At 64.1% G+C, this 13,027-nt stretch carries 13 protein-coding genes and 1 pseudogene; 6 read left to right on the top strand and 8 right to left on the bottom strand.

All coding sequences use genetic code 11. The features are described 5' to 3' along the window. Nucleotides 1-62: 62 nt before the first annotated feature. Nucleotides 63-818 carry an RNA polymerase sigma factor gene (locus AB5T46_RS20045; protein WP_370565874.1) on the top strand — a complete coding sequence of 252 codons (756 nt, stop codon included), beginning with the start codon at nt 63-65 and terminating at the stop codon, nt 816-818. Nucleotides 819-1,022: 204 nt separating this feature from the next. On the opposite strand, the gene AB5T46_RS20040 is transcribed toward AB5T46_RS20045, so the two are convergent. After that, entirely contained in the window at nt 1,023-1,586 is a 564-nt protein-coding gene (locus AB5T46_RS20040; RefSeq protein WP_370565873.1) for a TetR/AcrR family transcriptional regulator, read from the bottom strand. A gap of 202 nt (nt 1,587-1,788) precedes the next feature. Between AB5T46_RS20040 and AB5T46_RS20035 the strand changes: the two genes are divergently transcribed. The 5 genes from AB5T46_RS20035 to AB5T46_RS20015 are packed head-to-tail and all read left to right on the top strand — an operon-like array spanning nt 1,789 to nt 4,165. Then, the gene (locus AB5T46_RS20035; RefSeq protein WP_370565872.1) at nt 1,789-2,346 is read left to right on the top strand and encodes a carboxymuconolactone decarboxylase family protein; all 558 of its coding nucleotides are present in this window, start codon (nt 1,789-1,791) and stop codon (nt 2,344-2,346) included. A 32-nt stretch (nt 2,347-2,378) separates the two neighbouring features. Further along, entirely contained in the window at nt 2,379-3,209 is an 831-nt protein-coding gene (locus tag AB5T46_RS20030; protein WP_370565871.1) for an SDR family NAD(P)-dependent oxidoreductase, read from the top strand. Further along, nucleotides 3,206-3,436, top strand: a complete 231-nt coding sequence (locus AB5T46_RS20025) for an SRPBCC family protein (RefSeq protein WP_370565870.1) — start codon at nt 3,206-3,208, stop codon at nt 3,434-3,436. Before AB5T46_RS20030 ends, AB5T46_RS20025 begins: the two co-directional genes overlap by 4 nt. After that, nucleotides 3,433-3,825 (top strand): MAPEG family protein, encoded by a 393-nt coding sequence (locus tag AB5T46_RS20020; RefSeq protein WP_370565869.1) that lies wholly within the window; start codon nt 3,433-3,435, stop codon nt 3,823-3,825. Before AB5T46_RS20025 ends, AB5T46_RS20020 begins: the two co-directional genes overlap by 4 nt. A gap of 4 nt (nt 3,826-3,829) precedes the next feature. Beyond that, a complete protein-coding gene (locus tag AB5T46_RS20015; protein WP_370565868.1) occupies nt 3,830-4,165 on the top strand; it encodes a TfoX/Sxy family protein in 336 nt (111 codons plus the stop codon). A gap of 94 nt (nt 4,166-4,259) precedes the next feature. Here AB5T46_RS20015 and AB5T46_RS20515 read toward each other — a convergent pair. The 7 genes and pseudogenes from AB5T46_RS20515 to AB5T46_RS19985 all read right to left on the bottom strand — a co-directional run. Next, nucleotides 4,260-4,376 (bottom strand): annotated as a pseudogene (locus AB5T46_RS20515) (IS30 family transposase); the annotation flags it as partial. Between the two features lie 200 nt (nt 4,377-4,576). Then, on the bottom strand, nt 4,577-4,717 hold the full coding sequence (locus AB5T46_RS20010) for a hypothetical protein (protein ID WP_370565867.1): 141 nt from the start codon (nt 4,715-4,717) through the stop codon (nt 4,577-4,579). A gap of 102 nt (nt 4,718-4,819) precedes the next feature. After that, the gene (locus tag AB5T46_RS20005) at nt 4,820-7,906 is read right to left on the bottom strand and encodes a S8/S53 family peptidase (RefSeq protein WP_370565865.1); all 3,087 of its coding nucleotides are present in this window, start codon (nt 7,904-7,906) and stop codon (nt 4,820-4,822) included. An 85-nt stretch (nt 7,907-7,991) separates the two neighbouring features. Next, complete coding sequence (locus AB5T46_RS20000; RefSeq protein ID WP_370565864.1) at nt 7,992-10,709, bottom strand: TonB-dependent receptor domain-containing protein; 2,718 nt, start codon at nt 10,707-10,709, stop codon at nt 7,992-7,994. Nucleotides 10,710-10,957: 248 nt separating this feature from the next. Then, nucleotides 10,958-11,935: a FecR family protein gene (locus AB5T46_RS19995; protein WP_370565863.1), complete on the bottom strand. Its 978-nt coding sequence runs from the start codon at nt 11,933-11,935 to the stop codon at nt 10,958-10,960. Further along, complete coding sequence (locus AB5T46_RS19990) at nt 11,932-12,453, bottom strand: RNA polymerase sigma factor (RefSeq protein ID WP_370565862.1); 522 nt, start codon at nt 12,451-12,453, stop codon at nt 11,932-11,934. Before AB5T46_RS19990 ends, AB5T46_RS19995 begins: the two co-directional genes overlap by 4 nt. Nucleotides 12,454-12,480: 27 nt before the next feature. Next, complete coding sequence (locus AB5T46_RS19985) at nt 12,481-12,810, bottom strand: hypothetical protein (protein ID WP_370565861.1); 330 nt, start codon at nt 12,808-12,810, stop codon at nt 12,481-12,483. Nucleotides 12,811-13,027 lie beyond the last annotated feature (217 nt).

Here is a 13,027-nt window from a genome sequence, read left to right as displayed (position 1 = left end):
CCCCTCCCCCCCCCCCCCCCCCCCCCCCCCCCCCCCCCCCCCCCCCCGCCGCTCTCGAAACGCTGGTCCGTTCAATGCAGCGGCCAGTGTTCAACCTCGCGATTCGGATGCTCGCTCACGGGCCCGACGCCGAGGATGCGACGCAGGAGATCTTGATCAAAATCATCACCCATCTCGGCGATGTGAAAGAGACCGAGGCCGCCGGCGCATGGGCGTTTCGAATTACCTGTCGCCACCTCGTTCATGCGCGCAAACAAGGAACATTGGAGGCGCTGCGACTCGACTTCAAAGGGTTCGCCGCTGATCTCTACGAAGGGCTGGAGGATTTGCCTGACAGCTCCATCCAGGACGCGGAGACCCAGATCATGATCGAGGAGATCAAGATCGGATGCACGCTGGCGCTGCTCACATGCCTATCTCGCTCGTTGCGCGCGGCCTATATTTTGGGCGAGATTTTCGAATTGACGGATACGGAGGCAGCTTCCGCCTTGGAGATCGATGCGGCCGCGTTCCGGCAGCGTCTGCGCAGAGCGCGATCGCTCGTGACCGGTTTCGTTGAAGCCAGATGTGGCATCGTTTCCCCCGCCGCCAGGTGTAGGTGCGATCGACGGGTCACGCAGGCGCTGCGATTGGGTCGCGTGGAAAGAGGACATCCGCGCACGCCGCCGGCTGAAACGCCAGCGCCGAGCATCGCGGAAGTTCGGGCAAATGTGGCGAAGTTGGAGCGCGGACGAGCGGCGGCGGCCCTGATGCGGTCCAATCCGGATTTCACGACCGAAGTCGGTCGCTTTGTCGTTGATGTGATTGATAGCGCCTGAACATGCAAGACGTTCTCCGAATGGACCTTCTGCACCAACTCGATCGAGAGGTCAGGCAGCCGCGACAATCGCCGCGACGACTGAGCCCGGCTCAGGCCCAAGGATCCGCTCATTCGAATCGAACTCATCATCCGTGCAGGCCGCATTGGCGACGCGTGTTCATGCTAGCTGCCGGCCTGAGCGCAGACGCGGTGGCGGGCGGCTTCAAAAGCCGTCGATCCAGGTGTTCAGTTGTTCCGCCTCGTGCAGCACCAACCCGGGGTCGCGGAAACAATTGGCGAGCAGGGAGACGCCCTGAAGCGCGGCCAACAGGTGGATGGCGAGCGCCTTCTTGTCGTTCTCCCGCCCGAGCGCGGCGAACTGCGCCTCAGTCCACGTCAATAGCTCACGGAACGGGAGCGCGGCCTCATCAGCCAGTGCGCCCCGCTCCTTGCCCATCTCTGCGCACAAGCTGCCGACCGGACATCCTGAGCGGGCCAGGGATTTTCGGTTGTCGACTGTCATCTGGATGAAGGCTTTGAGCCGTTCCTTTGGCAACGGATTTTTCTCCCACATCCCGCGAAGCTGTCGAAACTCGTTGCAGCGCTGCGCGATCACCGCCTCTCCGATCGCCGCTTTGGTCTTGAAGTAGTAGTAGACGTTGCCGAGGGGCACATCCGCGCTCTTTGCGATATCGGCGAGCGCAACCTTACCCAGACCGTGCTTGTGGCTGAGGTCTGCCGCCGCCTTCACCAGGCGGCGCCGCTTGTCGCTTTTGATACCGGCCATGTCAGTCAGTCAACTATCTGGCTGAATCGTGCAGCCCGGTCCCCGCCTTGTCAACGCCACCCTGCGCGAGACGCACTTGACGGATCGTGCGATTCATGTAAGTTAGTCAACTAACTGTAGCGCAGATGGCCACCCTGGCAGCTGCGATCGGCGGGCCGAAAGCTCACAGATACCCACGTCTTCGCAGCATGAGGTGATGTCCATGACAATCCAGTTTCCTGCACACACCCTTGAGACTGCGCCCGAAGAAGTGCGCGGGGCCATGGACACGATGCAGAAGAGCATGGGGTTCCTTCCCAGCATGCTCGCGAAATTCGCCGAGGCACCGTCGCTATTGATGGCCTACCAGGCAGCCGCAGCTTTCTTTGAAAAATCTTCGCTAAGCTCTGCCGAGCGGCTGGTCGTCGTTCTGACCGCGAGCTACATGCACAACTGCGACTTCTGCATGACCGCGCACAGCTGGGGCGCGCGCCGCCACGGCGTCGACGAGGGCGTCCTCGCTCCGCTTCGCGCCGGGCAGCCGCTGTCGGATCCGAAGCTCGAGGCTCTGCGCCGCTTCGTCACCGCAATGGTCGAGAAACGCGGCGCGGTGTCCGATCCCGACAAGGATGCCTTTTTCGACGCCGGCTACGGAACACGACAGGCGCTGGAAGTGGTCCTCGGTCTCGCGCTCAAGACGATGACGAACTACACCAACGCGCTTGCCCGCACGCCTCCCAATCCCGAGTTTGGCGACGCTGTCTGGCACAGACGCACCTGAAGAAATACGGATTGCCCTACAGGAGTCAGAAGATGAAGACAGTCTCGGAATTTGTCAGGAAATATGGTCCCTGGGCGCTCGTTACCGGCGCGTCCTCGGGCATCGGTGCGGAGTTCGTGCGGCAGCTTGCCGCTGAAGGCCTGAGCGTAGTGCTGGCCGCGCGGCGCAAGGCACTGCTTGACGATCTCGGCGCTGAGATATCCGGGCGCTTCGGCGTTCAGACACGATCGGTAGTCGTCGATCTGTCGGAAGAGGACTCGGTCGACCGGCTGGGCGCTGCGGTTGCCGATCTGGATATCGGTTTGATCGTCTCGAATGCCGGCACCGGAAATCCCGGCAGCTATCTCGACAATGATCACCGCGAGCAGCTGCGCCTGTTCCGGCTGAATGCGCTGGCACATCTCAATATCGCCCATCTGTTTGGCCGGCGCCTCGCCGAGCGCGGTGGCGGAGGGCTACTGCTCGGTGGCGCGATGGGCGCGGCCATTGGGATCCCGTTCTCTGCGAACGAAGCCGGCGCCAAGGCGCTCGTGCAGAGCCTGGGAGAGTCTCTGCACGTGGAACTCAGGCGTAAGCGTATCCAGGTGATGACGCTAGTCGTTCCGCCCACCCACACCGCCATCATCGAGAAATTCGGACTCGACCCGAAAACGATGCCGATGAAGCCCATGAGCACCACTCAGTGCGTGTCGGAAGCGCTGAAGGCCTTTCGCAAGGGCCGCTCTCTATGCCTGCCCGGCGCAGCCAATCGGATCATGAGTACCATCATCCCGACTTCGGTGATGCGCGTGATGATGGGCAAGATGCTTGAACAGACGCTTGCCAGGCGCGATGGGCGCGGACCGCAGGTCCGCAGCGCGTGACTTCGGCGCGGAACCTCGAGCCGCCCGACGAGCACGCAGGGCTTCAATCCGAGGTGACGGTCACGATCACGCCAGGCGGCGACGGCGCTGAGCTTCGCATTCGCCACAAGAATTTGACGCTGCCCGGCGCTGCAAAGCGCCACGCCGAGGGCTGGCAGGGCGCACTGGATCGGCTGCCGAAATGTCCGGGAAGCCGCAACACACAAGCTGGGGAGGAACGACCATGATCGCGCTGCCGGTGACATCAACTGTCGCATCCATACTTGCCATCGTCATGTTTCCCATGACGCTCCAGATATCGATACGCCGTGCCGCACTCGGCGACGTCGTGTTCGGCGATGCAGACGATGCTGCGCTTCGCCGCCGTGTGCGCGCTTTCGGCAACTTCGTCGAATACGTGCCGCTCTGCCTGGTTCTGCTCTCGCTGATGGAAGCGCAGGGGGCGTCTTTCTTGTGGCTCTGGATGGCTGGCGGCCTTCTCTTGGTGGGAAGGATCATTCATGCGCTGGGCATGCTGTTTGCGAAGTCGCCGGCTCCGAGAGTGGTCGCGATGGTGATGACGTACGGATCATTCCTTATTCCGGCCGGGTGGTTGCTGGCGAACCCGAGAGGTTGAGCCAATGGCATGGAGTTCAGAGCTCGTTGAATTGGTCCGCGGGGCGCTCGCGCGCGAAAACGTTGTCGAACACGGCATGTTCGGCGCTCTCATATTCATGGTCGACAGCCATATGTGCTGCGGCGTCGAGAATGACCGAATGATGGTGCGTGTTGGACCAAACGCATTTGAAGCTTTCCTCCATCGTTCTGGCGTTCGGCCTTTTGATGTCACTGGAAAGCCACTGATTGGCATGATCTGGGTTGATCCGAGTGTTTTGCGTTCGAAGTTGCAAGTCCAGGGCTGGGTGGACGCTGGGCTTGTATTCTTGCGCTCACTTCCTTCCGAAAAGGCCGCCTGAGATCGGCCGTCGAGCCTCGTTCCGGCGTCGTCAAGCGACAGGATGAAGCCAACTTCCCATAGGGGTCTCTGACCCGAATAGCGCTGATTGTCCGGCTTTGGTGCCGGTCAAACAGCCGTGCGATCTGATGCAGGGACTCCCCCTGCTGCCAGCGATCCCACATCTGGGACTTCTGGCTCTCCGTGTAGTGGGTCCTTGTCCTGTACCTCATCTGCAACACTCCTGCTGCCTAGGCAGCTTTCAGTGTGTTGCATCGATCAGTTGAATCCACTTCGGTGTTTTACTGAATTGTGCTGGATTTGGTGGCAGTCTTTCCGGCAGCTTGGTCGCGGGGGCTGTCAGCGTGACAGACCTCCACCTCGTCGATAAATCGAGAAACCCCGTCACGTAGTCTCCGCGCCGGTTCTCGTTTCAGTGCATGAGGGTTCCAAGCATTTCGCGCTTGCCGTCGATCCCGGCTCGGTACCAAGCGCCGTTCTCCAGCAACACGGCTTCCATGATTGCTTCGCCGGTCGCTTCATCGCGATGCGGGTAGACCTGCACGGCGATCACCTCGCCGTCGTACAGCGGGGTGACGGTTGCGGATCTCCAATCGGGGACTCGAAACCTCGGCCATTGCCGTTTCGTACGGGATCGGCGATCCGGGCGCAATCTTTAGAAGGCGGCTGCACTCAACGGAGTCAGACCGATCACGACACCCGCCTCGTCGTCTCCTGCCGGCTCGACCCACAGCGCGGCATACATCGCCTGGCCCGCCGGCGCGTAGGCGACTGGCATGGGGGTTCTGGATCCGTGCAGGTAACGAACGAAGCCGCCATCCGTGTCTTGTGTCGAAAGGGCGACTGTTTCCACGTCGTAACTGCCGCCATCCCCATCGTGCGCCCAGACAGCGAGGCGCCACGTGCCGGCGGTCGGGCTCGCCAGGGTGAGCTCGGCGCGGCCATCCTTTAGCGCCACTTGCTTGACGATGCGGGAGGCCTTGCCCGTGGCATCCATGACATAGACATGGACGGGCGCGCGGTCGTCATCTTTGCCGGTCACCCGAACACGGAGCAGCGCTGTCTTGTCCGGTACGGCGAGCGTCATCGCGACAAACCGTGGCGACGCTTTTCCGTCGGGTTGCAACACGTGCGAGGACGGGATGCCCGTCAGCCATTCGACACGCCCGGTCACATCGGCCAGATGGTTGTGCAGCTTGAGAGTGGTCTCGGACTCTCTCTCGAACGACACCGCGTAATGCGTGAGCGTCAGCGCCGCGTCGATCGGCCCGTCGGGCGCCGGGGGATCGTAGGCGGATTCGTACTCGCGTCGGCCGCGGTTCTCCCAGAGCAGATCGACCGTTCCCGGAACAGTCGCGCGAGTAAACAGATCCATACCGTCTGGCGGTGGCGTGCCGTTCCCCGGCCGGGCGTATCGGCTGACCTCCCAGCTGCGATCGCTGCTGGCGAGGGCGTACATCTCCTCGCCGCCGACGAATTTCGGCATCTCGATGGCGGCACGGACGGCCTGGACACCGGCGTCAAGCTCAAGGACATGGCGCTGCGTGCGATGCGACGGAATGCTCGACCGATACCGTTTCACGCCAGGCGCGAGCGTCTCCATCCGGTCCGGCGCCTGAGTGTGCAGGGGAATCTTCTGCATGACGGCGCCAGTGCTGTCGTCGATCACTTGCACGAAGGCGACGTAGTGGTTGGCCGACGGACGGACCGTGAAGTCGATGCGCACGGCGCGATCTCGCGGCAACACGACCCTGGCTTGCGCAAGCTCGAACGCCTTGTCGTCGTCCGTCGCGAGTTCCAGACGGTAGGCTCTGTCACCCGCGCGACCACCGCGCCGGATGACCTGCAACGAACGCTCGGCAGGAGCTCCGGCCACCGCAAATTTCTCCGCATAACCTTGCACCTTGGATCCCTGCGCATCCAGCAACTCGAAGTGCGTGAGCACCGGATGGTCGGGATCATCGGCTTCGGCCATCGCCACCAGTTGCTGCCACGCCCGGTCGATCCGGATCAGACCATGGCCCTGCGTCTGCGCCGGGAAGCCGGGCACGGGCTTCGCACCGGTGAACAGCGCATTGGTCAGTCGTGCAAGGTCGTAACGCACGCCTTGCTGCCTGGCGGCGCTCAGCAGACTGGCAAGCACGCCACTGGCATAACCGATGGTGCAGGACGGATTGGCGCCGATCGCGTAGCCGTCCGGCGCAGGTGAACTCCACCTGCCCGGCAGGACGTAACGCCGGCCATCGGCGCCGACCGAGAACAGCTGGATGTAGCGAGACACGGCCGGCATCGTGACCGACGGCGCAAGCAGATCGTTCACCGTGCCGTCTTCCGCAAACAGGACCCGGCTGGTCATCGCCTCACGATGCGGTGGAGGCAACTGCGCGTTGCGGCGGATCATCTCCGCGTTCCAGTAATCCCAGACGGAAATGGTTCCCGGCAGCCCGGAACTGGCCGCCAGGATAGGTTTGCCATAGACGGTGACGGCTCGCGACACCACGAGGCGGGCGAAATCCTCCTGACCGGACGGCAGCGGTCTGCCCAGCCCGCCGGAATAGTTGACGATGTCGATGTCGGGACGTGCCGCGGCGCTGAGAATGGCCGGCAGGACGAGCGTCTCCGGCTGCGCGCGCGAACGCAGATCGATGAGACGCGCATTCGGGGCGGGCGCATCGTACAACCCGAGGGTGAGCCGGTTGCCGCTGGCGGCGCTGCCGGTCCAGGTGCCGTGCATGCTGCCGTCCAGGCTCAGCCACGCCGCGCCGCGTACGGTATCGATTTTCACGCCGAACGGAATGCGGTGATCCTCCTCCCCGTCCGCGCGCCCGAACCAATCGATCTCCTGCGCGACCGCATAGTCGCGCAGTGCGCGGTTGTTGCTGAAATCCCGATCTCCGTCGGTATCGATCCAGATCCGGCCCGTCGCCGGATCCCATAGCGCTCCGACGCTGAGGATGAACGCATTCTCCTGCGTCTCCGGGTCGATCGGCGAGCCGAGCGCCAGCCTCACGGCGAAGATGCCGCCTCGGTACGGCCCGGTTCCCGGCACCCGCCACTGCGCGCCGGCGAACGACAGCTCGCCTGTCGCCGCGACCTGCGGCTCACCGAACGAAACCCAGCTGTCGTCCCGGTCCGGCGCGGACAACGGCACCATGTCGATGACTTTCGGTGCAAGTCCGCCGCCGGGAACATGGACGCGCTGGATCGCCGGGTGCAGCAGGTCGAAACCATCGTCCACGAAGCCGATGACGACCCCGCGGCCGTCGGCGGCGGGAAGCGCACGCCAGAAATCCAGCATTCCGGTTTCCGCCAGCGGGTAGTACGGTCCGTCGGGCGTCAACGGCGTGGTCGATACCTTCGGTATCGGCAACCGGATGTCCGGCACGTCGGTCAGACGACGCGCCTCCGGTGCAACCCGCTCCTTGGGATAGGACGCAGGCAGTGCCGCGGATTGCAATACGCGCAACGACAGCGCCATCAAGAGTTGCTGACGCGGCACCCCGGCGCGTACATACCCGACCTTGCGATCGGCGAACTCAATCTGCGCCCCGATCGCGACCAGCCCCGCTTCGAGCTCATCGAATCGACCCGCCAGCGCCAGGAACTCCACATCCACCGGCTCGGATGCCTCCGTCGCCAGATGGGCAAGGACGAATTGTTCGCGATCATGCGCGCTGAGCGACGCCGCGCCGGCCGTCGACGACACGGCCAGCAGGGCCAGCAGCGTGGCAATGACTCTCATCTGACGGTCTCCCGTGGATCGATTGCGGCTTGGTCGCGTGGCTTGCGGTCGCATCGCGTGCGCGATTGCGACGTCGGCGAGCCTTTCACCACCGGTGCGTCAGCTGCAGGCTGACGAAGCGACCGAGCGGACTCGCGTTTGCCGGGTCATATCCGTACTGCTGACCGGCCGAGCCGGGCTGGCCGTTGTTGCGGACGAACGGAGGCGCCTCGTCGAGCAGATTGTTGATCCCGAGCGAGACGTGTCCGCTGCGGTAGTCGTAACGGAACTGCAAATCCACGGTGAGCCAGGAATCGATCGCCTGGGGAGGACTGTCCAGGATGTTCCGGTAGGCGTCTATGTAGTTCAACGCCAGATTCGCGGACACCTTGTCGCGACGCACGTTGGCCGAAGTCACCACGCGCAGGTCGACCGGGTTGAACAGCGTATCGAGTTCGATGACCGGCGGCAGCCCGTCGACCAGCAGCGTCTGCTTCTCGAACAGATAGGTGCCGGCCAGGTTGAAGGTCCAGTCGTAGACGCCCTTGCTCAACGCATATCCGAGGTCGAAGTCGACGCCGCGCACGTCCGTCGCGGCGAGGTTGGCCAGGCGCATGTCCCCGATGACGGTCACGTCGGCCAGGGTTCGCGGCGGCCCGAAACCGGGAAGGACCGTCGTATCACCGAACGTCCGATCGACCAGGAACTCGTCGATCGTCTGCATCGATGGATCGCGAAGGATGAACGGCCCATAGAGATCGGGACGGGAAATGAAGCCGAACGGGTTGGCGCGTAATGGTTGCTCGATGCGATCCTCGTAGGAGATGTCGAAGTAGGTCAACCCGAACCTGAGCCCCGGTACGCCCGTCGGCCGCCAGTCGAAGCCTGCCGTCCAGGCACGGGAGGATTCCGAATCCAGGTCGGCATTCGACCCGTTCGCCAGCAACGCCGTCGAGGTGCCGGTGAGCGATTCGGGATCAGGCACGTTGACGAGGATCACGGAGCCGCCGCTGTACAGGTCGGCGAGCAGCGGCGCCTTGAAGGAGGTTCCGGCAGTCCCGCGCAGGGTCAGTCCCGATAATGGCGACCACTCGACGCCCAGTTTCGGATTCAACGTGTCGCCGAAGTCGCTGTAGTCCTCGTAACGCGCTGCGACGGAGAACGCCAGACGCTGCAGGCCCGGTCGCGCGTTCGCATCGCCGACGAGCGGAACGTTGAGTTCGGCATACGCCGACTTGATGTTGCGTCCGCGATCCACGGGAAGATAAACGAACTGTTCCGTCGCAAACCGTGCAAAGTCCTCGCGGCGGTATTCCGCTCCGAACGCTGCCTGCAGCATGCCGCCGGCAAGCGAGGCCAGCGGGCCGTCGGTCTTGAATCCGAGCGTGGAGGACGACGACTCGCCATCCTGGATTCCGAAGACGTTCTCCAGCTTGGTCCTGTTCCAGGAGTGGGAACCGGTGGCGCGGCCCTGCCAGTCGTTGGCCAGCGCGATGTTCGCGGACAGGCCGGTCACGAATTGCTTGGTGTGAGCGTCGGTCGACATGGCCGGCGTCAATGGCGAGATCGAGTACCGGTCGACATCCCGCTCCGAATAGATCGCCCTGCCGCTGATGTCGACGGTGTCGGACAGGCGCTGCGTGATGTTGACGAAGGCGTTGTGCGCCGCGACCTCCGGGATCAGGTCATTGTCGCCGACGGCCTGTGAAAAATCGCGTTTGTCGCCGGGAAGGTTCGAGTTCCCGGCGTAGCTGTAGGCCAGGACGAGTCCGCCGGAGTACCACTGCTTGCCGTACGCCTGACTCAGGCTGGCCTGCTCGTAGCCTCCCTGCGTCGCCGCGGCCAGGCGCGCACTGGTCTCCGCGCCATGGAAGTCCTCGCGCAACACGTAGTTCACCACGCCGGCCACGGCATCCGAGCCATAAATCGCCGAAGCGCCATCGCCGAGGACTTCGATGCGCTCGATGAGGCTCAAGGGAATGAACGAGATGTCGACGATTGCGCCTTTGAACCCGCCCGGCGCGATCCGGGTCCCGTCCATGAGCACCAATGTGGCATCGCTTCCCAGGCCGCGCAGGTTGACCGCACTGCCAAAACCGGTGTTCGCTGCATCGATCGCTTCCGGCACGAAGCTGGTGCTCGCGCCCACGCTGCCGAGATTGGCCGGCAGCGACCTCATGAAATCCTCGGTGTTGCCGTAGCCGCTGCGCTCGATGGTCTCCCGATCGTAGAGCTGCAGCGGCGCGCCGATCGGCGCGCTGCCACGGATGTGCGTGCCGGTCACCACCATCTTCTCCAGTTCGACGACCCCCTCGGACGTGGCTGCAGAACTCGTTCCGGCTTGTCTACGATCTTCCGTCGGCGCATCGCCACCCTCACGCTGCCGCGCTTCGTTTCCCGGTGTGGTTGAGGATGCTGGCGCTGCGCCCGTGTCGTTCGAGCCGCGCCCTTCCCGCGGCTCAGTCGGGTCAGGCCCGACCGCGCGCACGACGATGGTGGTGGCCGAGGTGCGCTGCGCCCGTAGCGACGTGCCGTCGAGCAGTTGCCGCACCGCCTGGTCGACGGTGAGCCGCCCGCGCAGTGCGGGCGAATGCCGATCCTTGACGATCCCGGATTGGAACAGGATGTTGGTGCCAGTCCGCTGGCCGACTTCGCGCAGCATCGTGACGAGCGGTTGGGCCGGCAGATCGAAATCGTAGGCGCCAAGGGATTGTGCCGGCGGCTCGGTCGTGGCCGCGTTCTGGGCATACAGCGCTTGCGAGATGGCCAGCAGCAGCGCGCTGGTGGCGATGCGTACAGGCTTGCGACCGAGGTTGCGCCACATGTCTTTCCCCTTCGACAGTTGCTGGTTGATATGACGTAGACGACTGGCGTGGCGGAAACCTCAGCGGAACGGAAACATTTCTGTTATCGGATTGAAGGATGCACCGTGCTGATCATCGGTCAGTGCGCCACTGCCGCCTTCAGGCGTCCAGCGGATCACAGCCAATAGCAGCCGATCGCAGGCGCGTGCTGCGCGTGGCCTTCGCGCGAGCGGAGCGCAGGGCGTGCGTGCCGATGGCGAAGGACCGATCAGTCCCTGGTCAGGCGGATGCGGTCGGCCTCTTCCCGCACCTGGAGTCCGTACACGGCCGCGACAGCCTGCGCGAAATCGCGGTTGTTGCCGATGCGATAGATGCCGCTGACCGGCAGCCGACCGAGCGTCGGATCGTCCAGAGCCAAAGGACGCTGGTCGTAGCGATTCATTTCCGCCATGGCCTCGTCGAGCGGAGTGTCGTCGAGGATCACCTCGCCCCGGCGCCAGGCAGTGGCGGTCTCCGCCCGTTGGGTATCCAGGGTCTCGCTGCGATCGGCGCGCACGCGCAAGCGCTGGCCGGGCAGCAGCGTGATCGCCCCGCCCTGCGGCTCACGCGCCACGCCTGGCGCTTGGGCGGACGCGACACGCACTTTGCCCTCCAGCAACGTCACGTCCAACCGCCCCGGCTCGCTGCGAACGACGAACGACGTGCCCAATGCGATCACTTTGCGCTCACCCGCGACCACCACGAACGGCCGTTGCGGATCGCGAACTACTTCGAACAGCGCCTCGCCGTGGGCCAGCCGGACGGTGCGCTCGCGTCGCCCGTAGTTCACCTCGACTGCGCTGTCGGCGTTCATCGAGAGCCGGGTGCCGTCGGACAGACGCACAATGCGCTGCTCGCCGATGCCCGTGGCGTAGTCCGGCGCGCGCGGCAACAGCAGGAATGCGCCCAGCCCCACCGCGCCCAGCACCAGTGCGGCGAGCACCGGTCGCCAACGCGGTCGTCGCGTGGCGAATGCGTCATGCGGCGTGATCCGGGGCAAGCCGTGGATGTTGACGTCGCCGGCGGCGTCCCAGACATCGGTGACGCGCTCGAAGGCACGTGCATGCTCGGGATCCGCCTTCAACCAGGCGCGGAAGTCGGCTTCGAGGTCATCGCTGCGATTGGATCCGTGCAGTTGCGCCAGCCATGCTGCCGCCTCCGCATACGCGGCACGTGGCGGTCGGCGGATGTGGCCCTGCGTGTTCATGCGCGATCCATCCATTCGGTCAGGAACAAAGCTGCCTTGGCGACATGCTTCTCCACTGCGCTGACGGTGATGCCCATGCGCGCGGCGATCTGGGCATGGCTGTATCCTTCGATACGGTGCAGCAGAAATACCTCGCGCGTGCGCGCGTTCAATTGTTCAAGGCCGGTGCGCAATGTGCGCAGCCGCTGCTGGCCGGTCAGCACGTCCTCGGGCGTGAGGCCGGCTTCGACAAGCGGCAACGTCTCCACGTCCGATAACGGCACCGAACGCCACCGGGACCGCCGACGCCCTTCGTCCACGATCGCGTTGAGCACGGTGCGCACCAGAAACGCCTCCGGCTCCTGCACGTGCCGGGCCTGCCGGTAGCGCTGCAATCGCAGGAAGGCCTCCTGAATCGCCTCGTCGGTTTCGTCCCGTGTCCGACCGCGGCTATGGAGCAGCTTGCGCAACTTGAGGATGAGAGTGCCCACTGCTTCCATGACGGAAAGATGGCATGCGCGGGGCGGGCGCTCCAGCACTTTTCGCTTGGAATTGTCGATTTTCCGCTAGTGCTGAGGATTCGACAGCGCTCGGACGTCTACAGCGCCAGGAGGCTTCAGCCGCAGGAAGTCCTTCGCTACCGAAGGATCGGAGAACGTGACCCCGCGCCGCACCCGACGGACCAGCACCCGCCGCGCCAGCGTCAGAATCTCCTCGGCGGTGGCTGTGCGATAGACGTCCTGCGCATCCCGTACGTATGCACTGCGCAGATAGTCGAACGAACCGGACGTCGTCTTGCTCCAGGCTTCGGGCGGAATTGCTCCATGGGCGAAGCGTTGTGAGTCGACGCCGGTGAAGTACTTACGGCGGCCCAGCGATGCGTCCGACCCGTACAAGCGTTCCGCTCGGATCGCTTACGGCGATCCGGTCAGCCTGACGGGTAGAAGCCCGCCGTAGCCCAAAATGGTGCGTCAGATGACCAATCATCAATGACACATCTACCAGTCGGTATAATCAATGTTGATCTGCATCCAATGGCCGAGAACGGCCAGAAGCGGTCCTCGGAACGCTAGAGTTAAGCCGCACCACGAAGTGGCGTCGGCTTGAACGATT

Source organism: Luteimonas salinilitoris, assembly GCF_041300785.1.
Lineage (GTDB): Bacteria > Pseudomonadota > Gammaproteobacteria > Xanthomonadales > Xanthomonadaceae > Luteimonas > Luteimonas salinilitoris.
Note: the sequence above shows the minus strand (reverse complement) of the source record. Positions and strands in the feature narration are given on the sequence as shown.

What these genes read in the sequence shown, in the direction of transcription:
- AB5T46_RS20030 (WP_370565871.1), top strand. Translation starts at nt 2,379, where the DNA reads ATGAAGACAGTCTCGGAATTTGTCAGGAAATATGGTCCCTGGGCGCTC.
- AB5T46_RS19995 (WP_370565863.1), bottom strand. Translation starts at nt 11,935, where the DNA reads ATGAACACGCAGGGCCACATCCGCCGACCGCCACGTGCCGCGTATGCG.
- AB5T46_RS20000 (WP_370565864.1), bottom strand. Translation starts at nt 10,709, where the DNA reads ATGTGGCGCAACCTCGGTCGCAAGCCTGTACGCATCGCCACCAGCGCG.
- AB5T46_RS20005 (WP_370565865.1), bottom strand. Translation starts at nt 7,906, where the DNA reads ATGAGAGTCATTGCCACGCTGCTGGCCCTGCTGGCCGTGTCGTCGACG.
- AB5T46_RS20015 (WP_370565868.1), top strand. Translation starts at nt 3,830, where the DNA reads ATGGCATGGAGTTCAGAGCTCGTTGAATTGGTCCGCGGGGCGCTCGCG.
- AB5T46_RS20020 (WP_370565869.1), top strand. Translation starts at nt 3,433, where the DNA reads ATGATCGCGCTGCCGGTGACATCAACTGTCGCATCCATACTTGCCATC.
- AB5T46_RS20040 (WP_370565873.1), bottom strand. Translation starts at nt 1,586, where the DNA reads ATGGCCGGTATCAAAAGCGACAAGCGGCGCCGCCTGGTGAAGGCGGCG.
- AB5T46_RS20035 (WP_370565872.1), top strand. Translation starts at nt 1,789, where the DNA reads ATGACAATCCAGTTTCCTGCACACACCCTTGAGACTGCGCCCGAAGAA.